This is a genomic window from Dinghuibacter silviterrae (genome assembly GCF_004366355.1).
Lineage (GTDB): Bacteria > Bacteroidota > Bacteroidia > Chitinophagales > Chitinophagaceae > Dinghuibacter > Dinghuibacter silviterrae.
On record NZ_SODV01000001.1, the window covers coordinates 98,354 to 121,237 of the forward strand.

At 55.8% G+C, this 22,884-nt stretch carries 16 protein-coding genes and 1 riboswitch; of the genes, 11 read left to right on the forward strand and 5 right to left on the reverse strand.

Translation table 11 applies throughout. The features are described from left to right. Positions 1 to 11 precede the first annotated feature (11 nt). From EDB95_RS00525 to EDB95_RS00560, 8 genes are all read left to right on the forward strand, one after another. Entirely contained in the window at positions 12 to 1,268 is a 1,257-nt protein-coding gene (locus EDB95_RS00525) for a cation:proton antiporter (protein ID WP_133989528.1), read from the forward strand. Positions 1,269 to 1,319: 51 nt separating this feature from the next. Next, the gene (locus tag EDB95_RS00530) at positions 1,320 to 2,144 is read left to right on the forward strand and encodes a helix-turn-helix domain-containing protein (RefSeq protein WP_133989530.1); all 825 of its coding nucleotides are present in this window, start codon (positions 1,320 to 1,322) and stop codon (positions 2,142 to 2,144) included. Beyond that, positions 2,134 to 2,580 (forward strand): nuclear transport factor 2 family protein, encoded by a 447-nt coding sequence (locus tag EDB95_RS00535; protein WP_133989532.1) that lies wholly within the window; start codon positions 2,134 to 2,136, stop codon positions 2,578 to 2,580. Before EDB95_RS00530 ends, EDB95_RS00535 begins: the two co-directional genes overlap by 11 nt. 92 nt (positions 2,581 to 2,672) lie before the next feature. Continuing rightward, complete coding sequence (locus tag EDB95_RS00540; protein ID WP_133989534.1) at positions 2,673 to 2,990, forward strand: hypothetical protein; 318 nt, start codon at positions 2,673 to 2,675, stop codon at positions 2,988 to 2,990. A gap of 65 nt (positions 2,991 to 3,055) precedes the next feature. Further along, positions 3,056 to 5,557 carry a TonB-dependent receptor gene (locus tag EDB95_RS00545; protein ID WP_133989536.1) on the forward strand — a complete coding sequence of 834 codons (2,502 nt, stop codon included), beginning with the start codon at positions 3,056 to 3,058 and terminating at the stop codon, positions 5,555 to 5,557. 50 nt (positions 5,558 to 5,607) lie between these two features. Next, positions 5,608 to 5,799: riboswitch (cobalamin riboswitch) on the forward strand. Between the two features lie 122 nt (positions 5,800 to 5,921). Further along, positions 5,922 to 8,201, forward strand: coding sequence for a 5-methyltetrahydropteroyltriglutamate--homocysteine S-methyltransferase (gene metE / locus EDB95_RS00550; protein WP_133989538.1), 2,280 nt, complete (start codon positions 5,922 to 5,924; stop codon positions 8,199 to 8,201). A gap of 56 nt (positions 8,202 to 8,257) precedes the next feature. Further along, positions 8,258 to 9,400 carry a serine hydrolase domain-containing protein gene (locus EDB95_RS00555; protein WP_133989540.1) on the forward strand — a complete coding sequence of 381 codons (1,143 nt, stop codon included), beginning with the start codon at positions 8,258 to 8,260 and terminating at the stop codon, positions 9,398 to 9,400. 38 nt (positions 9,401 to 9,438) lie between these two features. Beyond that, positions 9,439 to 10,620 (forward strand): ATP-binding protein, encoded by a 1,182-nt coding sequence (locus EDB95_RS00560; protein ID WP_133989542.1) that lies wholly within the window; start codon positions 9,439 to 9,441, stop codon positions 10,618 to 10,620. Positions 10,621 to 10,626: 6 nt separating this feature from the next. On the opposite strand, the gene EDB95_RS00565 is transcribed toward EDB95_RS00560, so the two are convergent. Beyond that, a complete protein-coding gene (locus EDB95_RS00565) occupies positions 10,627 to 11,580 on the reverse strand; it encodes a YncE family protein (protein ID WP_133989544.1) in 954 nt (317 codons plus the stop codon). Between the two features lie 44 nt (positions 11,581 to 11,624). Between EDB95_RS00565 and EDB95_RS00570 the strand changes: the two genes are divergently transcribed. Beyond that, positions 11,625 to 12,434: a helix-turn-helix domain-containing protein gene (locus EDB95_RS00570; protein ID WP_133989546.1), complete on the forward strand. Its 810-nt coding sequence runs from the start codon at positions 11,625 to 11,627 to the stop codon at positions 12,432 to 12,434. Positions 12,435 to 12,496: 62 nt separating this feature from the next. Beyond that, positions 12,497 to 12,925 (forward strand): hypothetical protein, encoded by a 429-nt coding sequence (locus EDB95_RS00575; RefSeq protein WP_133989547.1) that lies wholly within the window; start codon positions 12,497 to 12,499, stop codon positions 12,923 to 12,925. Here EDB95_RS00575 and EDB95_RS00580 read toward each other — a convergent pair. After that, positions 12,920 to 13,888: an aldo/keto reductase gene (locus EDB95_RS00580; protein WP_133989549.1), complete on the reverse strand. Its 969-nt coding sequence runs from the start codon at positions 13,886 to 13,888 to the stop codon at positions 12,920 to 12,922. The genes EDB95_RS00575 and EDB95_RS00580 overlap by 6 nt on opposite strands. A 97-nt stretch (positions 13,889 to 13,985) precedes the next feature. Between EDB95_RS00580 and EDB95_RS00585 the strand changes: the two genes are divergently transcribed. Continuing rightward, positions 13,986 to 15,125: a glycoside hydrolase family 5 protein gene (locus EDB95_RS00585; RefSeq protein ID WP_133989551.1), complete on the forward strand. Its 1,140-nt coding sequence runs from the start codon at positions 13,986 to 13,988 to the stop codon at positions 15,123 to 15,125. Here the strand turns inward: EDB95_RS00585 and galB are convergent. Genes galB through EDB95_RS00600 form a run of 3 tightly spaced genes read right to left on the reverse strand, consistent with a single transcriptional unit; the run spans position 15,016 to position 22,788 of the window. Beyond that, the gene (gene galB / locus EDB95_RS00590; protein WP_317129031.1) at positions 15,016 to 17,766 is read right to left on the reverse strand and encodes a beta-galactosidase GalB; all 2,751 of its coding nucleotides are present in this window, start codon (positions 17,764 to 17,766) and stop codon (positions 15,016 to 15,018) included. The genes EDB95_RS00585 and galB overlap by 110 nt on opposite strands. After that, positions 17,744 to 19,723, reverse strand: a complete 1,980-nt coding sequence (locus EDB95_RS00595; RefSeq protein WP_133989555.1) for a RagB/SusD family nutrient uptake outer membrane protein — start codon at positions 19,721 to 19,723, stop codon at positions 17,744 to 17,746. Before EDB95_RS00595 ends, galB begins: the two co-directional genes overlap by 23 nt. Positions 19,724 to 19,734: 11 nt before the next feature. After that, on the reverse strand, positions 19,735 to 22,788 hold the full coding sequence (locus EDB95_RS00600; RefSeq protein ID WP_133989557.1) for a SusC/RagA family TonB-linked outer membrane protein: 3,054 nt from the start codon (positions 22,786 to 22,788) through the stop codon (positions 19,735 to 19,737). Positions 22,789 to 22,884: the final 96 nt, after the last annotated feature.

Below are 22,884 nucleotides of genomic sequence, written 5' to 3' on the forward strand. Positions count from 1 at the left end.
TAGTCATCTATATGCAACTCTACGACGTTTTCGCCCTCCTCACCGTCCTGGCCGCTCTTTTCGGCTATTTGAACTACCGTTTCCTACGCCTGCCCGACACCATCGGCGTCATGCTTATCTCACTCGTCGTTTCGCTGGGCATCATCATCCTGGGAGGCATAAAACCCGTCCTGTTCCGGCAGGCCACCGACCTCATCCGCGGGATCGATTTCTATAAGATCCTCGTGAGGTATATGCTTGGCCTGCTGCTCTTCGCAGGCGCCATTCACATCGACGGCCACCAATTAAAAAAAGAAAGCGGCTACGTACTCACCTTCTCGACCATCAGTGTTTTAATTTCCACCGCGCTGGTCGCCCTGCTTTTATATTTCGTTTGTAGCCTTTTACACCACCCTATCGGGCTCATCTACTGTCTTCTTTTTGGCGCCTTGATTTCGCCCACCGACCCCATCGCGGTCCTGAGCATTCTCCGGAAAGCCGGCATACCTCCTTCCATGGAAGTCAGGATCACCGGGGAGTCGCTCTTTAACGACGGGGTAGGCATCGTTGTCTTTCTATGCATCTACCAGATCGCACAAGCGGGGCCGGGCCATCTTCAACTGACAGACGTCCTGCGCCTGTTCGCCCAGGAAGCGGGCGGCGGCATTCTGCTGGGTGTCCTCCTCGGTTACGCCGGTTTCTACCTGTTGCGCACCATTGACTATTACCAGGTAGAACTGCTCATCACCATCGCCATTGTCATGGGTGGCAGTCTCCTGGCAGAATACTTACACGTCAGCAGCCCCCTTGCCATGGTCATGGCCGGCCTCATCACCGGTAACAAAACCCGTCTGAAAGGCATGACCGATACCTCCAGGGACTATATAGATCAATTCTGGAGCATGGCCGACAACCTCTTAAACGCGCTTCTTTTCCTCCTGATCGGCCTGGAAATGATCGCCATACCCTTCACCACCGCCATTCTTATTACCGGATGCTGCGTCATCCCCATCGTCCTGGCCGTCCGTTACCTGTCCGTACTGATCCCTATAAGCCTCTTGCACTTTCGCTCCGGTTTTGAAAAAAAAGCCATCGGTATCCTTACCTGGGGCGGACTCCGCGGGGGACTTTCCGTGGCGCTGGCGTTGTCTGTCCCGGCCTCGATGCAGGGACAATTCCTCGTCGCCATCACCTACATGGTCGTTCTTTTTTCGATTCTCGTACAAGGCCTTACCATCGGCAAGTTTGCCCGCCGGGTACCTCGACCAGGCGGCCCGCACAGCAAATGAATTTGGCCCGCACAGCAAATGGAGACGTAGTTAAATTTTTAATTTTACAATATGCGGCCCGTTTTCCAGCGCCTAGGCGACGCCTTCGTTTATTCGTGTACGTTCGATACAACGTACGCCTACGAACAATTCGTCCCTGAGCACCTCCTGGCGTATCAACTATCGGGTCAGACCCATATTTATCACCAGCGCGGCGAGCTGGTTTTGGAAGAAGGGCAACTGTTGCTTGCCAGGGGGAATCAATTTGCCAAAAGCAAAAAGGTCCCCGGCGCCAACAATGAATACAAATGCCTTTCCGTGGTGATGACCACCGAACGCCTGCGACAATTCGCGTCGGAGAATGACATTGTCTGTGCCGAAAAATATAGTGGGGGGAAAAATATCATACTCGAACCCGATTCCTTTTTCAAAAGCTATTTCGATTCCATAACGCCGTACATCAAGGAGTGGAAAAACGTGAGCACAAGGATGGCGACCCTAAAGGTCCATGAAGCCATAGCATTGCTCGTACACCTACGCCCAGGCCTGCAATCCTTTCTTTTTGACTTTGCGGACCCGCACAAACAAGACCTCGAAGCATTCATGCTCAAGAATTTCCAGTACAATGCGCCGCTGGAGAACTTTGCCAGACTGTCCGGCAGGAGCCTGACCGGTTTCAAAAGGGAATTCGCCCAAACATTCAAGACCTCACCGGCAAAATGGCTCAAAGACAAACGCCTGTCGGAAGCCTATTACCTGATCAGGCAAAAAAACCGGAAACCGCAGGATTTCTACCTCGACCTCGGTTTTGAAAACCTCTCCCACTTTTACTCCTCCTTCAAGCATAAATACGGAATGACCCCCGCAGAAATAAAACCCCAAAACCATGACCACTGAACAAAGGCTACAACAACTGGAAGACCGGATCGCCATCCGGGAACTCATCGACGCCTACACGTATTGCGCCGATACGCGCAATATCCAGGGACATATAGCCCTCTTTACCGAGGACACCAACTTTGAGGTATATTATGACGAAAAATCGCCTACGCCGACCCAGGTCGTCATGGGTAGAAACAACCTCTACCCCGTGTTCAATGATCTGAACCAATACTTTTCAACGATGCACTTCAACGGCCAAAGTACGCTCAAGGTAGACGGGGACCGGGCAACAGGCATCACCTATTGCCGGGCCTATCACCTGACCGTCCCCGACGGGGTGCAAAAGCTGATGATTGCCGGTATCCGGTACTACGACACAATGGTCAAACAAGGCGGCGCCTGGCTGTTCGCCGAACGAAAATTGAAAGTATGCTGGATCGAAAATAGGTAAGGGCATTAATTTTCAGTCCCTTGCGTTTTTTGATGAACGGTTCGACTTTCTCCCAAATTTGAAATATTGTTGCATTTGGAGTAATTTTGCCCATGTTCAGACGGCATCCCAAGATTATTGCAGTGCTTCTCCTGCTGGCCCTAAGCCAGCATGTAGGCTTGCGTTTGTGGATGCACCATTGGCTGCATGAGCACAATACCGCTTCTGCCGCAGCCCCCGTACAACTTCAACAGGCTTGTGATTGCTTCAGCGATACCATGTTACCGCTGGAGGAATCCACCGTCTTCACCCTTACTATCCCCAGCCAAAATGCTACTGCGCTGGGAGACATTCCCTCTACGACGGTTCCTGATACCGAAAAGGTGTTTTATTCCCTAAAAGGCCCTCCGGTCACTCCTGTTTGCGCCTGATTCCAATCGATCTCAGACCCCCAGTCTGACCTCACGTCTATTTTACTGCACAATCAAAACGGAACATGAACCGGATCATATATCTATTTGTTGCCTTAATTTATATCCAACCCCTGATGGCAGGGAATACCGTCCTCTTCGGCTCCATATCCGGCACCGTCAAGGAAAAAACCGATGGCAAGCCCATCGCCGGTGCTTCCATTTCGATCCCCGACCTTAAGATAGGTACCTTCACCGACGCGGAGGGGAATTTCACCCTCAACTTCAATTCCAAGGGTCTTCACCTGGTGGAGATCAGCTTTGTGGGCTACGCCACCGTCTATAAGACCATCGACCTAAACAAAACGTCTACCCTGGATATTCAAATGTCCATATCCAACATCGAAACGGATGAAGTCGTCGTCACCGGTGTCAGCAGGGCCACGGAATTAAAAAGAACACCCATCCCCATTGTCGCGTTGAGTAAAACTTTCCTCCAGGAACACGCGGCCGCCACCAATATCATCGATGCAGTGGCCAACGTACCGGGTGTCAGCGCCGTCACTACGGGCCCCAACATCTCCAAACCCTTTATCCACGGCCTGGGCTATAACCGGGTCGTCACGGCTGAAGACGGTATTCGCCAGGAGGGCCAGCAATGGGGCGACGAACACGGCATCGAAGTAGACCAAAACTCGATCGACCGCGTCGAGATCATCAAAGGCCCCGCCAGCCTCAGCTATGGCTCCGACGCCATCGGGGGTGTCGTTAACCTGATCACGCCCTCTCCCGTGCCCCAAGGCAAAATACTCGGCTATGTCAGCGGCATCTACGGCACCAACAACGGGATGATCAATAGTTCCGTCCGCCTGCAAGGCAATGAGAACGGGTTTGTCTGGGGTCTTCAGGCTTCCCAAAAGGCGGCCAAAGACTACCAGAACGAGCGGGACGGACGCAACTGGGCGACGAACTTCAACGAAAAAGACGCACGGGTCATGTTGGGTCTTAACAAAAAATGGGGCTATTCCTACCTCAATGCCTCTTTGTTCGATGACCTACAGGCAATACCCGACGGGAGCCGCGACTCGGCCACCCGCAAATTCACCTACCAGATCACCGACGCCGACACCACCCGCCCGATCGTCAGCAATTCGATGCTCAATTCCTATTCGCTCCCTACCCTACACCAACACGTCCAGTTGTACCGCATCTACGACGTCAGCAGCTTCGCCCTGGGCAATGGTAACCTCAATGTCAACCTTGGCTGGCAATACAGCCACCGGCGGGAGTTTACCCACCCCACCGCGCCGGATATCCCCGGTCTTAACCTCCAGCTCACTACCTATAACTATGACATCAAGTACAATTTCGACCTGGGTGGTTACGAAACCAGCGTTGGTGTCAACGGGATGTACCAGAACAATGCTTTAGGCTACAGCACCGATTTCCCGATCCCTGCTTACCACCAATTCGACATCGGCGCTTTCCTCGTGGAAAAGAAAACCTATGAGAAATTCGACCTGCTGGGCGGTGTCCGGTTTGACACCCGTTCCTTCTCCGGGCAGGGTGCCTATATCGATACATCCGTAGCCTACTACCCTTCCCTTTACAAAGGACCAAACCCCACCACGACGCCTAACGTAGCCCTGCAATTCAGTCCCTTGAACAAGACGTTCTCCGGGCTCACCGGCAGCATCGGGGCCACCTACAACGTCACCGACCACTTCCTGGTAAAGGCCAACATTGCCCGTGGCTACCGCGCGCCCAGCATCGCCGAACTGTCCGCCAACGGACCCGACCCGGGCTCGCAGATCTACCACGTGGGCAACAGCAATTTCAAACCGGAATTCAGTGTGCAGGGAGACTTCGGCGTCGCGCTGAGCTATCCCTTCCTGACCGCCAGCGTCAGCTTCTTTGACAACAATATCCAAAACTATATCTTCCAGGAACAACTGCTCGACGCGAACGGTAACCCCAAGCGGGTCAACGCCGACGGATCGCCCAATCCCAACGGCCAGTACAGCGAGTTCTCCTATGTCCAAAGCAAGGCGCGCATCGACGGGGGCGAGGCCTATCTCGACATCCACCCGGTCTCCTGGCTCCATTTCGAAAACGCCCTCACCCTGACCTACGGCACCAATCTTTCCAACGGAGGACATGCCCCCGACAGCCTGAAATACCTGCCCTTTATCCCGCCGCTCCATACCCACACGGAACTGCGCACCGTGGACAGCAAAAAGGGCTTTGGCCGTTTCAAGAAAGGGTATATATACGTCGGCTTTGATCACTATGACGCCCAGAACCGTTTCTTTGCCGCCTATGGTACGGAAACCTATACGGCCGGCTATAACCTCCTGAGCGCCGGTCTCGGCGTCAACCTGGTGAACGCCGCCGGCAAAAATATCGTGCAGCTCTTCATCGAGGGCACCAACCTGGCCAACATCAACTACCAGTCGAACATGAGCCGGTTAAAGTATTTCGACAACCCCGTCGTTCCCCCCGGTATCCAGCCCGGGATGTTCAACATGGGGCGGAACATCACCTTCAAGGTCATTGTCCCATTCGACCTCTCTCCTAAAAACAGCTAAGCAAGCGGACCGCTTTTTTTGTATCTTTGCCGCCCGAAGCTCTTTCTTTATCCCTCATCAACGGAGAAGGTCCCCGGTCCCGCACCGGGGTTAATAGGGAATTGTGTGTAAATCACAAGCTGTCCCGCAACTGTAAGTAACGACACCGTTTTTGCCCGCGTAGTCCACTGCCTCCCCCGGGAGGTGGGAAGGACGGCGAAAATGTTACAAGCCAGGAGACCTGCCTTCACCGTATGACAATGCTTTCGTGGACAGAAGCCGATTGTCGTGTGATGCAACGTCATCTCTACTTCATTCCATAGGCAGCATTGTGCGGTTCAGCAAGCGCTTTTTAACGGTTTACAAAAACATTAAAAAGCAAGACATGCAAACACACAACCTAGGCTACCCGAGGATTGGCAGCCGACGTGAACTCAAAAAAGCCGCCGAGCAATACTGGGCCGGCAAAATCCCCGCGGCACAGCTGATGGCCACGGGCAAGACGATTCGTGAACAAAACTGGAAACTCCAACAGGAGGCAGGCATCGACCTTATTCCCGTCGGTGACTTCTCCTACTATGACCAGGTGCTCGACACCAGCCTGATGGTCGGCGCCATACCCGACCGCTATCATGCGCTCACGGTGGACAAACAGCTCCCCGACATCGACCTTCTTTTCGCCATGGCCCGGGGTTACCAAAAGGACGGTTATGACGTCACCGCTATGGAAATGACCAAGTGGTTCGACACCAACTACCACTACATCGTCCCTGAATTTACGGCCGGCCAGACCTTCCGTCTCTTCAGCCAGAAGCTGATCAATGAATACCGCGAAGCCAGGGAAGCCGGCATCAACGCCAAACCCGTGTTGCTTGGCCCGGTATCTTATCTGTTATTAGGTAAGGAAAAAGAGGCAGGCTTCCACCGCCTGGATCTCCTCAAGAAACTCCTGCCCGTCTACCTCGACGTTCTTGAAAAACTCGACGAGGCCGGTGCGTACTATGTACAGTTCGACGAGCCCTGTCTTTCCCTCGATCTTACCACTGCTGAACAACAGGCCATCGTCAAAACGTATGCGGAGATCAAGGCTACATTTCCAAACCTGCACATCATCCTGGCCAGCTATTTCGAATGCTATGGGGAGAACCTGTCCACCGCCCTCGCCCTTCCCGTAGGAACACTCCACCTGGACCTGGTCCGCTGCCCTTCCCAACTGGACGACATACTGACCACTTCCTTTGTCAACACCCGTACAAAACTTTCCTTAGGTGTCGTCGACGGTCGGAATATCTGGAAAAACGATTTCCGCCAAAGCCTGCAATTCATCCAAAAGGCGGCCGGTAAGATCGGTAAAGACCGGATCTGGATCGCGCCTTCCTGCTCCCTGCTCCACAGCCCTTGCGACCTGGACCTGGAAACCACGATGCTCAAACCATGGCTGGCCTTCGCCAAACAAAAAGTACAGGAGGTGGCCACCCTTCGTACACTGGCCGCCGGTGGCGCCAACCCGCTCTTACAGGAAAATATCGACGCCATCAATAGCCGGCGCGCCTCCCCGCTGATCCACAAACCGGAGGTAAAGTCCCGGGTGGACCTCATCACCGAGAAAGACGCCCGCCGTCAGCACGCCTTCCCCGAACGCCGGGACCGTCAGCGCGAAACGCTGCGTCTGCCCCTGTTCCCCACCACTACCATCGGCTCCTTCCCCCAGACAACGGAAATACGGGGCATCCGCGCCCGCCTGAAAAAAGGAGAACTGACGGCCCGGGAGTATGATGTGCTTATCGAAAAAGAAACCGAGGAAGCCATCCGCTGGCAGGAATCCATCGGCATCGACGTCCTCGTCCACGGCGAGTTCGAGCGCAACGACATGGTCGAATACTTCGGCGAGCAGCTCGACGGCTTCGCCTTTACCGAAAACGGCTGGGTACAAAGCTATGGCAGCCGCTGCGTCAAGCCCCCGATCATCTTCGGAGATGTTTCCCGGCCGGTACCCATGACCGTCCGCTGGTCCGCCTACGCCCAGTCCCTCACCGACAAATGGGTCAAAGGCATGCTCACCGGCCCCGTGACCATTCTGCAATGGTCCTTCGTCCGCAACGACCAGCCCCGCAGTACGACCTGCACCCAGATCGCCCTCGCCATCCGTGACGAAGTCACAGACCTTGAAAAGGCCGGCATCCGCGTGATCCAGATCGACGAGCCCGCCATCCGCGAAGGCCTTCCCCTGCGCAAAGCCAACTGGAAAGAATACCTCGACTGGGCCGTCCGCGCCTTCCGCATTTCCGCCAGCGGCGTAGCCGACGCCACCCAGATACACACCCACATGTGCTATTCGGAATTCAACGACATCATCCAGGCCATCGCCGACATGGACGCCGACGTCATCACCATCGAGTGTTCCCGCTCCCAGATGGAACTGCTCGACGCCTTCGCCGACTTCCGCTACCCCAACGAAATCGGCCCCGGCGTCTACGACATCCACTCCCCCCGCGTGCCTTCCAAAACCGAAATGCGCGCCCTCATGGATAAAGCCCGGTCCGTCGTGCCCGCCGACCAACTCTGGGTAAACCCCGACTGCGGTCTGAAAACCAGGGCCTGGCCCGAGACCAGGGCCGCACTCGTCGCCATGGTCGAGACCGCCCGGGAGCTCCGCACTTCGTAGTTTTTTTGCAGCGGGCGGCCTTTTGCAGGGCCGCCCGCTTTGCTTATATTCATTACATGAAAAGCGTCCTCTTCGTCCTGCTGGCGGCGTCGTTCTCCTTTGCCGCCAACGCGCAATACGTCCGGCCACTGACGACCACCGCCATCGACAGCCTGGTAACAACGCTCATGGAAACCGGCAAAGTGACTGGCCTCTGCCTGGGTATCATAGACAACAACCAGCCCGCCTACATACATGCCTACGGCTACAAAGACAAACCCGCACACAAGCTAAATGACACCGCCACCTGTTTCTATGGCGCCTCCCTGTCCAAAGCGCTGTTCGCCTACCTGGTCATGCACCTCGTAGACCGCGGCCAGATCGACCTCGACAAACCGCTATACACCTACCTGCCCAAGCCCATCCCCGAATACGACAACTATAAAGACCTGGCGGGCGACGACCGCTGGAAGCTGATCACCGCCAGGAACTGCCTCGATCACACCACCGGTTTTCCCAATTGGCGAAGGTTCAACCCAAGAGACAACAATAAACTGGAATTCTTTTTTACCCCGGGCCAGCGATTCGCCTATTCCGGGGAAGGGCTGTACCTGCTGCAAATGGTCGTCGAGACCGTCACCGGCCGCCCCCTGGAAGACCTCGCGCAAGAATATATTTTCCAGCCCTTCGGCATGCGGCGGACCAGCTATATCTGGCAGCCCGCTTTTGAAAGCGATTACGCCCTCGGCCACCTCGAAAACGAGAACGCCCTCCCCAAAAACAGACGGACAAAGGCCAATGCCGCAGGCTCCATGGAAACGACCATTGCCGACTACACCCGCTTCGTAGCCGCCGTGCTCCGCGGAGACGGCGTCTCTGCCAAAGCCAAAAATGAGATGCTGTCCCCCCAGATCGCGATTGTCTCCCGCAGACAGTTCCCCTCGCTGGATACCGCCACGACCATGGCCAACCTCGGCATCCACCTCTCCTACGGCCTCGGCTGGGGTTTGTTTACAAGCCCGTACGGGCGCGCGTTTTTCAAAGAGGGCCACGACGACGGCTGGGAGCACTATGCGCTATGCTTCCCCGACCAGGGCAAGGCCGTCATCGTCATGACCAACAGCAGCAACGGGGAAAGTATTTTTAAGGAGCTGTTTCACGACCTCACGGGCGTGACGATCCCGTGGGAGTGGGAAGGGTATACCCCTTATCAAAAATAGTCCTTGCAAATCGAATATTTTATATTATAATTGCAAGGATGATTAAAAGACAAGCTCAGTCAGAATTAACCCAGTTATTGGAGGAATTCCCTGCTGTTGGGGTTCTTGGGCCCCGTCAGATCGGAAAAACGACCCTGGCCGAGACAATTGCGGCCGCCGAAAAACCAGAGCCCATCTATCTCGACCTGGAAAGACCTTCTGAGGCAGCTAAGCTTAATGAACCGGAAGAATATTTTGAAATTCATAAGGGAAAACTGATTATCCTCGATGAGATTCAGCGCGTCCCCGAGTTGTTCCAAATCCTTCGGGGTGTAATTGACCGCCGGCGGCGTGAGGGATTCAGGACAGGTCAGTTCTTAATCCTGGGCTCCGCATCGCTTGACCTGCTAAAACAATCCTCGGAATCGCTAGCCGGTCGAATAGCTTATAAGGAGTTGTCGGGTCTTACAGTAGCTGAAATCGATCACAAAACGTCCGCCGACTTCGAACGACTATGGCTTCGAGGAGGGTTTCCCGACAGCTTTCTGTCAAAAAGTGACGAAGCCAGTCTAAGGTGGCGGTTGAATTTCATCAGTACTTACCTGGAAAGAGATGTCCCACAGCTTGGCCCCCGTATACCCGCCGTGACATTACGCAATCTTTGGACCATGCTGGCCCACAGTCAAGGGGGCCAGCTGAATATTGCTCAGCTCGGAAATAACCTCGATGTTGCTGCACCTACTGCAAAACGCTATGTAGAATTGTTGGAAGATCTGCTCTTGATCCGCACCCTTCGCCCCTGGTCCGGGAACGTAGGTAAACGACTCGTCAAAGCGCCTAAAATTTATATAAGGGATAGTGGTATCACGCATGCGCTGCTCAATTTGACATCGATGGATGATCTGCTAGGGCATCCGGTCGTCGGAGCCAGTTGGGAGGGTTTTGTTCTTGAGAACCTTTTGTCATGCCTCCCTACAGGAGTCACACCGTGGTTTTACCGAACGTCGGCCGGAGCGGAAGTAGACCTGGTCATCGAGAAGAATAGCAGGGAAAAATATGCCATTGAAATAAAACGCTCACAAGCGCCTTCCGTCTCTAAAGGCTTTCACTTAGGTTGCGAGGACCTCAACGCCACAAAACGGTTTATTGTCTATCCGGGTAAGGAGCGCTTTCCCGTGACAAAAGAGATCACTGCCATCCCAATATTGGATATGATGAACGAACTAAAGGATAGGAAATAGTTCCCTCTACATCCCATACACCCATAACGCCGCCTCCTCCCCACCCCTAGCCGGCACCGCCAATATCAGCTTCCGCTCCCCCGGCAACCAAAGGCAGGTACGTGCGCCCCGACGCGTAGGAATATGATTCACCAGGGTATCCCCTCGGAATACGTCTAGGTACCCCTCCCCACCAGATACAAAAAGCACCCCGTTATCATAAAACACATCATCCGCATCCCCAACGCAGGGCAGCGACGCCCCCATCGACCCGGTCCGATTGTCCAATACCCTCACCTGCGCCGGGTGCCGGTACCCTACAAAAAGCCGCGCCTTATCCAGCGCCATCGGGAAATTGGCGGCACCTCCACGATTCTTCCATTGACCCGTGATCCGCAACGTCCGCATATCCGCTGTAACCACCTCACCCTCGTCCGGAATATTGATCCATACCCGCCCGGAATCGTCCAACTGGAAAGACTCCGGGTGTCCTTTCAGGGGCAAATCGCCGACCTTCCGTATCGCCAGCGGGTCGATCACCGCAATCCCTCCGCTTCCATATCCCACATATACCCGCGCTCCATCATACCGCACATTATCCGCGTCATCCCCTAGCGCCACGCGCCCCAACTCCAAATAACGCCCACCATCATACACGATACAATCGCCGGAACCGCCATCCGCCACCACCAAACGCGACGAAACATACACCACCCCTTGCGGCTCCCGCAACCCCGTAATCGAATACAGCCGCCTCCCGGATGAAAGGTCCACCACCTCCACCGTACCATTCCCCAGCGCCGCCACGAAAACACGGCGCCCCACCGAATCATAGGCCAGGTGGTCGATCCTGCCGCTGACCCCTGTGAGGGGTATTTTTGTCTCCAGGTGCAGCAGGTCTTTTTCCAGGTGTGTGGTGTCGACCGGGTTTCCACAACCCAGCAGCGCGAGCATCACCCCTATCCATCCCATAAATTTCATTTGGAATAAAGTTACACTACCTTAGCATACGTCAATCAACCGCCATGAGCGACCGCGACGAAAGGATAGCCCGGGTCATAGATTATATTCTCGCCCACCCCGACCAGGACCTCTCCCGCCAAACCCTGGCCGGACTGGCCTGCTATTCCCCGGAACATCTTCCAAAGCTCTTTAAACAAATGACCGGGGAAACACCCAAGCAATACAGCCTCCAGCTCCGCCTGGAAACCGCCTTCCATAACCTCGTCATCCATCCCCACAAATCCGTGGAGGACATCGGTCTGGACAGCGGGTTCACCTCCCTTTCGACGTTTTCGAGGGCCGTAAAAACCTACTTCGGCCATTCCCCCGAACAAATACGCTGCCTGTCCCACGCGAGGCAAATGCAACTGCTGCACAAGGGTACACCCTCCGAATGGAACAGTCCGGCCGTACCGGCGAGTCCGCCCGAGATCGACGTCATAAGACACCAATCCGTGAGCGGCGTGTTCGTCCTCGCCCCCTTCAACGACCCCCAAAAGATTACGGAGGCCTTCCAGGCCCTCCCCCAGGGAGAGGCGCCCTTCTACGGCATCCTCACCCCGCACCTGCGCAACACCTACCGGGCCTTCCTTCCTACAGGGCAAACGCCCACCTACCGGATCCCAGCGGGCACCTATGCCCGTTTTACCGTCAGCGGCGGTCTTCGAACCACCAACAAGGCTGCCCATTATTTTTACCGCCGGTGGCTACCCGACAGCGGCTTCAAAATCGCCGGCATCGCGGGCTTTGAGACCTTCGACCGACATCCGGCAAAGAATCCCTACGACCAGCTCCAACGACACATCCACATCCCCATCGAGCATATCCGCTAACAGATTCCCCAGTTTTGTCAAGTCCGAATGCGGACAACGGTCCAACTTTAGGGCAAAAAAAAATGCCCCGCAAACCCGTTCTCCTGGTCCATATCCTGAGTTCCGTCGGCTGGCTCGGCGCCGTCGCAGCCTTCCTGGCCCTGGCCATCACCGGACTGACCCATCCCGTGGTCTACGCCGCCATGGATCCCATCACTTGGCCGGTCATCGTCCCCCTTGCCATCACCTCCCTGGCGACAGGCCTTTTGCTATCGCTGGGCACCAGGTGGGGGCTGTTCCGCCACTACTGGATCATTGTCAAGTTCGGGATCAGCCTCGTCTCCCTTCCCCTTCTTGTCCTGCACACCCGCATGATTCACCGCGTAGCTACCGCCGCAACGCCCCTCCACGGAGACCGTATCCACCTCGTCATCGCCTCAGCCGCCTCCCTGACGGCCCTGATCACAGCGACCCTTCTATCGGTCTATAAGCCCAAAGGCATGTTATCATAGCCCCGTCCTTTTCTCAAACTCCTCCGGATACCGCGCCCCCACCACTTCTATCTTCTCCAAAGCCCTCCCGATACCCGCCAGGTCAATGTCAACCCCTCCGATATTTTCCTCCAGCCGGTGCATCTTCGTCGTACCGGGTATCGGAACGATCCATGGCTTTTGCGCCAGCACCCAGGCCAACGCAATTTGCGCAGGCGTCGCTTGCAGTTGAACAGCGATCTGCCTTAACAGATCGACAATCCCCTGGTTTGCTTCCAGGGCATCCGGCATAAAGCGAGGCACGATACGGCGGTAGTCTGAATGGCCAAAGGTGGCGTCCTTGCCGATGGTGCCTGTCAGAAAGCCTTTCCCCAGCGGGCTGAACGGCACAAAGCCGATACCCAGCTCTTCCAGTGCGGGCAGCACCGCCTCCTCCGGCCGCCGCCACCACAGGGAATACTCGCTTTGCACCGCCGCCAGCGGCTGCACACGATGCGCGCGGCGGATGGTGTTTACACCGGCTTCCGACAAGCCCCAGTGCCGGATCTTGCCTTCGCGGATCAATGCCTGGATCACGCCGGCCACTTCTTCAATGGGCACGGCCGGATCCACACGGTGTTGGTAATACAGGTCGATATAGTCGGTTTTCAGCCGCTTCAACGACCCCTCGACCGATGCTCGTATCCCCTCCGGCCGACTGTCTACCGTCGGCTTGCCCTCCTGTATTTGCATGCCGAATTTCGTGGCGATCACAACGCCATCGCGAACCGGCGCCAAGGCCTCTCCCACCAGTTCCTCATTGATAAAAGGACCGTATACCTCGGCCGTGTCAAAAAAGGTTACGCCCTTGTCCACCGCCGCCCGGATCAACGAGATCATCTCCTTTTTATCCGGCGCGGGACCATAGGCATAGCTCATCCCCATACAACCCAGGCCGATGGCCGAGACCTCCAGGCCACTTTTCCCCAAAACGCGCTTTTTCATCGTTTATGTTTTTATGAGACAAAAGTAGATCCATCCGCACCCGCCCTGTTAGCAACGATCAATCGGCTTTTTGCGAAAATCAATTTACATTTAGCCCATGCGTCGCAGAAACTTTATCAAAAACGCCGGTCTGCTGGCCGGCGGTCTCGCATTCCTGGACCACGAGGCGCTGGCCGCCGGCACCGGGAAAACCAACCCCCTCCCGAAATGGAAGGGGTTCAACCTCCTGGACTTTTTTTCGCCCAACCCCGCTCCCTACGGGCATCCCACGATCGAAGACCATATCCTTTGGATGCGAGACTGGGGATTCGATTATGTCCGCATCCCCATGGCCTATCCCCACTACCTTCAATTCGACAGGAGCAGGGATATCACCACCGACGAAGTGTACCATATCGATGAACAAAAGGTCCAGGAAGTTGACCAGCTGGTCACGATGGCCAACAAGCATGGCTTGCACGTCAGCCTGAACCTCCACAGGGCGCCCGGCTATTGCGTCAATGCCGGCTTTCATGAACCGTATAACTTATGGAAGGATCAAGCCGCGCTCGACGCCTATTGTTACCACTGGAATTTCTGGGCGCACCGGTATCGGGGTATCCCAAAGGACAAAATAAGTTTCGACCTGCTCAACGAACCGGCGATGCGGGCGGACATGAACGACCAGCATTCCGCAGGCACCGCTGTTCCCGGGGACGTTTATCGTAAAGTGATGGGCGCCGCCACGGAAGCCATCCGGAAAGAGAGCCCGGAAAGGTTGATCATCGCCGAAGGCAACTGGGGTGGCAACCTGGTCGTTCCGGAGCTGGAAGACCTTGGCATCGCTCAGAGCTGTCGCGGCTATAACCCCCATCAGATCTCCCATTACAAAGCCCCCTGGGCCAACAAAGACCCCGAGCATTGTCCGGTACCGTTATGGCCGGGACAGGTCGGAAATCAATACTTGAGCCGGGATATGTTGGTTAAGTACTACCAACCCTGGATAAAACTGGTGGAGCAAGGCGTCGGCGTCCATTGCGGCGAATGCGGTTGCTGGAACAAAACCCCGCACGACGTCTTTATCGCCTGGTTCTCCGATGTCCTCGACATTCTTTCCGCCGGTGGCATCGGCTTCGCCTTGTGGAATTTTATCGGGGATTTTGGTATTCTGGACTCCGGTCGGACCGACGTAGCATATGAGGACTGGCATGGACATCAGCTGGACCGTCAGTTACTTCAACTGTTACAGAAGCACTAACCAGCCCGGAAGCCTTCGCCGTCACGACGATCTTGCCCTTCCGCCCCCGGACAATCACCAACGCCAGCCCACTAAAGGCGGCCCGCTCCGGAGAAGGAAAGGCCACCATATCCGCGGGGTTCCCATTATCCGTCGCCACGATCTCCCCGGGTCCGGACACCTCGAAATGAATGTCACAAGAAGCCTGCGGCACAAGAACTCCGTTGCTGTCCAGCACGCGAACAGTAATAAATGACAGATCCCTCGTCGAAGACCGGTCGGCGATCAACTGCAACCTTGCCGGCGCCCCGGCGGTACGAACAGTGTCGGTCGCCCATGGTTTCCCGTTTTTATACGCGACAACGCGAAGCACCCCCGGCTCGTATATCACACTATCCCAGCGCAACCGGTATTCAAAAGCGCCCTTTTTCCGCCGCCCCAACGACCGCCCGTTTAAAAACAACTCCGCTTCATCCCCCGATGTATACACGTGCACGGGCGTGACAAGCCCTACCCGTGAAGGCCATGTCCAGTGCGGCAGAATATGCGCCATGGCGAGATCGGGCCGCCAGCGGGACTGATACAGGTAAAATCGGTCCTTTTTGAAGCCGGCAAGGTCGATGATCCCGGAATAGGAACTGCGGGCGGAGTAATAAGGCGTCGGCTCCCCCAGATAGTCCCAACCCGACCAAACAAATTCCCCGGCTACAAAAGGATGACGGTCCTGGGCAGCAAACACCTTATCGGGTGAAGCACCGAACGCCGCCGTGTAGAGGTCATAGGCGCTTACATATTTAAAAGAAGCATCACCGCCGGTGCTGTCGCTCACCGGCGCACTGATGCCGGAATCCACGGGGAAAATAAAGGTCCCACGGGTACTTAAAGTAGACGCTGTCTCGCTACTTTGAATCATCTTGAACGGGAACTGCCTCCGAAACGAAAAATACAACGGTGCCGTTTTAATCCCCCGTAGCCGCGCATACGCCGGCGCATCCCGTATCCCTTCCCCCTGGTAGTTCAGGCTCAGCACATCCATAACCCCCGGAAACGGCATATCCGGTTTCGCATAGTTCATAGAGGCAGTCGCCGGCCGCGTGCTGTCTTCAGATCGTACAATATCGTGCAATTCCCTGGCCACCGCCGCGCCTTCCTCGCCTGTATACTGCTCCCCGACCTCGTTGCCAAAACTCCATTCGATCACGGAGGGGTGATTCCGGTCCCGCCGTATAAACGCGCGAAGATCCGGCTCATGCCAGTCCCCAAAGATCAAATGAAAGTCCAGGGGCGTTTTCCCCTTGTACCAACAGTCGAATATTTCATCAATGACCAGAAAACCCATGCGGTCCGTCAGGTCCAGCAGTTCCGGTGCGGGCGGATTGTGCGCCAGCCGTATGGCATTACATCCCATCTCGCGCAACAGGTCCAGTTGTCTTTCCGCGGCGCGGAAATTAAACGCCATCCCCAAAGCGCCAAGGTCGGCATGCTGGTTGACGCCTTGTATCCGGATAGGTACTCCATTGACCAGTACACCCCGCACAGGATCAAACGTGACGGAACGGATACCAAAGCGGGTCCTATAGGTATCGACCTCCGCACCGTCTACGATGACACGCGTCACCGCCTCGTACAAATAAGGCTGTTGCGCGGGAGGCGGCCCCCATAGTAAAGGCTTGCGAATCGTCACCGAACGCACCAGCGAGCCTTTCTCACCGGCGCCCAACGTCAACAAGCCTGGAGAAAAGACCGCAACGGGCCGCCCGGAGGCGAACACCTCCGTGACCACACGAACCCTTTTAGAAACCGCAGAAGCATTGTCCACCTGAACCGAAAGATCGACCACCGCCGAGGACGCATTCACCCGGCGGGTTCTGACAAACGTCCCCCACTGTGCCACGTGCACCGGGGCCAACGTAACAAGCCACACATGCCGGTAAAGCCCGCCCCCCGGATACCACCTCGACGAATTCGCCGGATTATCGATCCGTATCGCCAGTTGGTTATCCCCCCCGGGACGAACATAAGGCGTCAGGTCCAGGCGAAAAGAGTTATAACCATAAGGCCACCCGCCCACCAGGTGACCATTCAACCACACCATGGCATAACTCATGGCGCCGTCGATGTCGAGATACAACCGCCTGCCCCGGGCAGAGGCAGGGACAACCAGCTTTCTACGATACCACGCCACGCCATTTACCGGCAACCGCCCCATCCCCCCCCCAACGACCGCATCGGGAGTGGTATAAAAAGGTCCACCAATCGCCCAATCATGCGGCAGGTCAACCAGGGACCAGCGACGGTCGTCAAAATCGGGGCGCACGTATAAAAAATCACCACCGGGATTCCCCGGCGGTCGCACATGCCGCGCCGCAGGATCCGCGATAAAATCATTCCCCGACGGCAGGATCCAGGCTTTGAGCGCCCGCCCGGAAGCAATGGCAACACCGGACTCCGTCGCCCTTGTATCGGCCACCCGGCCATCGGTACGATCCGTGACAACAGGCCGTTCATCATACACCAGGCTGTCCGGCGCGCCGGTATAGCGCATAAACCGCCAGCCCCCGTCGATGCAAAGGCGTTGCCTTTGTCCATGGACGGGAGCCGCGGCTATGATAAACCCTACAATCAGTATGATCGAATACTTATTGATAACCTGGATTCTGATACGCCGCCTTGGCCGAGTCGCTCATCTGCATACCATCCAATTGGCCTTGCGGAATGGGCCGGATAAAGTAACTGGTCGGAATGGTCCGGGTGACCGTTACCTGGGTGTGGTCCCCAAAGGTACTTCCGCAAATGGTATAACTGGAAGAAAGCTGGGCCCAGGTTTGCGTGCGCACCAGGTCATACCAGCGGTAGCCTTCCCCAAAATATTCCCGGGTGCGTTCCGCAAGAAGATAGTTGATGTCGACCGTCGCGGGTGTGGCGGCGATCATGGCCGCGCTGTTGTCCTGGACCAGGGCTGCACCGGCGGCGTGACTCCAGCTCCAATGGCCTGCACGCGCCCGGATGACATTGATCAAACCCCTGGCGGTACCGTCATTGGCGTAAGTGCCGCCGATCGCCGTTGGCGTCGCGCCCTTTACGGCTGCTTCGGCGGCGATAAAGAACAGTTCGGAAAACTTCGCGATATTCCACGGGCGGGTGCTCCCGGCATTGGGCTGTCCCAACCCGCCGTTGTTGTCGGTCCGGTAGGGTCCGAGCTTCCAGTTTCCGGGGTACATGATCCGGCTATACCCGGCGGGCGACACCACGAAGTCGGCACGTCCGGGGAGTACGCCCGCGCCCACATTGCTTTTGTACACGGAATTGGAATAGTCGATGGCTGATGCCTGGGAGTCGTCGTTTAAGAAGGTCAGGATCGGAGCCCCTTCGGCGACTGGCAGCCCGTTGGCATTGTACAGGCTGACCGGTACGGCCCCGTTGACCTTGATCCCCGCCTCGATAAAATTGGTGCGGTACACCGTTGTAAAGGTGCCGTCGTACCGTGAGTCGTTGGTTTTGTCGGCAAAAGTATTTTCAAATATCGCGATCGGCGGAACCATTTCCGTCCAGGGGCGCCCCAGGTCCTGGGTGGCAGCCCGTTGCACGGAACTGACGACGGACGACCAACTGGGGCTGGTGGCGCTCCGGATATTCGTATAGTTCCATTGATCCATCCACCCCGCAAAGTTGTCCGGGGAAGAACCGCTGCTGTAGGTCAGGCTGCCCCCGTTGTATTGCTGGCTGGACTGGGTATGGTCGGCATACAAAAGGATTTCATTGTTCCGGTCATTGGTCGCTACATTCACGTTATAAAAGGTCGGCTGCAACCCGAAAGGCCCCGGATCACTGATGGCCGCCGACGCCACGTTATACGCCTGTTGATAATACCACTGCGCATTATGGCCGTCGGGGTCGGTCCGGTCACAAAGCGGGTACGTGGGAATATTGTTGGGGTTCTCCAGCCACCATCCATACGTCAGGTACGCTTTTGCAAGGTATAAGCGCGCCAGCGTCTGGGTAACCCCACCGGTCACGCGGCCGGCTACCGGCAATTCGGCCACCGCAGAATCCAGGTCAGGGAAAACGGCTTTGGTATAAACATCGGGCACCGTATTCCGGACGGAAGTGCGAATGGCGGATGTATTGAACTTCAGGATACCGGAACCCAAATCCAGGGGCACGCCCCCAAAGGTCTGCACCAGCAGGAAATAATCGAACGCACGGAAAAAACGGGCTTCGGCAATCAGCGAAGCGGATACCCCCGCTGTCTGCCCGTTTTCGATGATACCGCTGGCGGTGTTGATATTCGGGAAAACGTTGTTCCATAATACGTCGGACCGGCTGGTCGTCCCCGTTACCTGGCCCACACCGGAAAGATCCAGGTCTTTAAAATTCTGGTCCGCATTCTGCCCGTAGGTCGCTTCATCTGTCCCGGTCTGGCAGGCATCCAGGTAGTAGCCGTTCCCATACATGTAGCGCAGGTTGGCATACAGGGAGGTGATCCCGCCGATGACCCCGTTGGTGGTTTGGAAGTATTGAGGCGTATAGGTACTCCTTGGCTCTTCGTTCAATATTTTGGAACACCCCTGCAAGACGATGCCCCCCAAAACGAAGCCTATAATAAATATATTTTTCATTGTCCTCTTTTTTAAAAGGTTAAGTTGACGCCCACCAGATAATTACGTGTGTTGGGCGTATTGGTACCAACGACCAGCAGACGGCTGGGATAAAAAGAAACCGCCTGGTTCTGTGTACCGTAAGAATTGCTTTCGGGATCCATATGTGACAGCTTGTGGTAGGGCGAGAACAGGATAAACGGATCCTGGGCCGTCACATACACACGCAGTTTGTGAATGCCGGCATGCTTCATCCAATCGGCGGCAAAATTATACCCTAAGGAGATGGTCCGGATTTTCATATAAGAGGCGTCGAAATAGCCCAGCGTACTCCCATACTTAGGGTTGTTGCTGTTGATGGGCCCTGCGGGGTTGGGGAATGGCGCGCCGGTATTCGTGGGTGTCCAGTAGTTCACATTGATATTTTCCCGGCGTCCGGACAACATGTCGAGGTAGGAGGACGATCCGTATAGTGTACTGATCAGCGTACCGCCGTCCTGAAAGACACCGACGATGGTCAGATCGGCCTTTTTATACGCCACGCGGGTATTGAAACCACCCTGGAAATTGGGCTGGATGTTCAGGATTTGCCGGTCGGCCGCGCCGTTGGCCCTTGTCGGAGAACCGTCGGGGTTGTACGTACCGGTGTATTGAACCTTGATCATCCCCGCGGTCCCACCCGGTTCATAGTCCTGCAGGTATTGATAGTTTTTATCGGTGGTATTCCAAAGACCGACTTTCTTGTAGTCGTAGATCACGTCTATCGGGTGCCCTACAAACCACCAGTTGTTGACGTCCTCCGTCTCACCGGATGCCAGCGATGTCAGCTTGTTCCGGTTGGCATAGACGTTGACCCCGGCTTCCACCGTCCAGCCGTTCTTGTTTTGCAGGATGACGCCGTTGAGGGACAGCTCGACCCCCTTGTTCTGGGTGTTGCCGATGTTTTGCAACACCGAACTTACACCCGTGGTGGCCGGCAGGCTGACATACAACAACACGTCGTTGGTCTTTTGGGAATAATACTCGACGGTACCGGACAACCGGTCCTTGAGCAGGGAGAAGTCTACCCCATAGTTCCACGTCTTGGAGTACTCCCAGCCCAGGCTGGGGTTGGGGAGCAGGGACACATAATACCCCGTGACATAATCGCTCGGTCCAAAATTGTAGGGATAGGTAGACAGTTGCCCCAGCGTTTGGTAAGGATTGATGGACTGGTTGGACGTCCCGCCATACCCGACACGCAGCTTCAATTGATTGATGGCGGATATATTGCGCATAAACGACTCCCTGGTAAGGTCCCAGCCACCGGACACCGCGGTATAGGTATGCCATTTATGTCCTGTGGCCAGCACCGAAGACCCATCGGAGCGAAGCGTGGCACTCAGCATATACTTGTCATTATAAGAATACATGACACGGCCCATATAGGAGATCAACCCTTTTTGCGAATACGCCTGCGCGTTGGGGTCGACCGTGATCTGACCGGCGGCCTGTCCCAGGTTGTAGAACTGGAAGGCGTCGTTGGGTATATCCATGGCCGACACCTGCGAATTCCAGGCAGTGGTTTGTTCCGTGGAATACAGCGCGACCGCGTTTATTTTGTGTACCTCCGCAAAAGTGCGGTCGTATGTCAGCAGGTTTTCGATCGCCCAGTTGGTCGTATGGGAATTGCTGATCGTCGCGGTGGACGGTGTGGTGGCCGACGAGCTGAACACGCCTTCCCCCGTGTAGTTCCCGTAGTTGCTCTGGCGATAGTTGACGCCGATATTGGCACGGTACTTCAGCCCCGGAACGCCGGGAATCTTCAACTCACCATAGAGCGCATTATACGAGCTAAACGCCCTGGTCAGGTCGATGTGCTGGTCACCCAAAGCATCCAGGGATTGTTTGGTATAGACCCAGTTCTGATCCAGGGCCATATTGACCACCCTCTTCAGCGACCCGTCTGCATTGTACGGGTTGGCGATGGGTGTCGTGCTAAGCGTTGTCCCCGCGTTCAGGTCGCTGCCGTTGGTCACCGCATAATTGCTGTTGGAGCTAAACCCGATCCGGATAAATTTTCCAACCCCCTGGTCGACCGATCCATGAAACGAATACCGGGTATAATTCTGCATAGGGATGACGGCCTCATCGCGGTAATAGGTTCCCCCGAATTGATAGCTTCCTTTATCAGTACCGGCCGACACGTTCACGTCATGGCTCGTCACAAGACCCGTTGTATACAAGAGGTCCTGCCAGTCTATATTTTTGGTACTGTCTTCATCCGTCCCGTAGGATTTGTTATACAAACCGGCCGCGTCCCGGAGCTTTACAAACTGGGGGCCGTTCATCAGCGGGTATTTGATCGCCTTTTTGAAACCGGCGTACCCACTATAGCTCAGGCGCGGCTGCTGCCCCGCCATGCCCTTGTTGGTCGTCACCAGGATAACGCCGTTGGCGCCGCGGGAACCATAGATGGCTGTTGCCGAGGCATCCTTTAGAATATCGATGCTTTTGATTTCGCTCGGATCGATGTCCGTGATCGTACCGGGAAAAGGAATACCGTCCAGGACGATCAGCGGGTCGTTGGTGGCATTCAGCGACCGCGTACCGCGGATGCGGATCTGCATGGCGGCGCCCGGTCTGGAGTCCGTGGACGCCAGCTCGACCCCGGCCACCCGCCCTTGAAGCGCATCCGAAATATTGGCCGAAGGGACCGCCCTCAGGTTGTCCCCGTTGATGGAAGCGACGGAGCCGGTCACATCTCCTTTGCGCTGGCTGCCATAACCGATCACCACGATTTCGTTGGTGCTGTTGTTTTGCAGGCTCATGGTCACCGAAATCCTGCTGCGGCCGTTCACCGGGACCTGGACCTGCGCATACCCTATCGAGGATATGATCAGCGTACCCCCCGAAGGGGCCATAATGACGAAATTACCGGTGCTGTCACAGGCAGCACCCGTCCCTGTTCCCTTGACAACCACGGAGGCCCTTGGAACGGGTTGACCGTTCTCACCGGTGACCTCCCCCCTTACTTTAAGGACATTCTGGCCAAAAGCAGCGGTGGACGAAAGGAAAAGAAGGACAAGAATCGCTAGTTTGCTCATTACAAATTAGTTTTTTGAAGTTGCAAAAGTGTCCCCGCACGGCATTGAAATCGATTACATTTTTATGAGACATATTGTGCCAAAACAGCAGATACA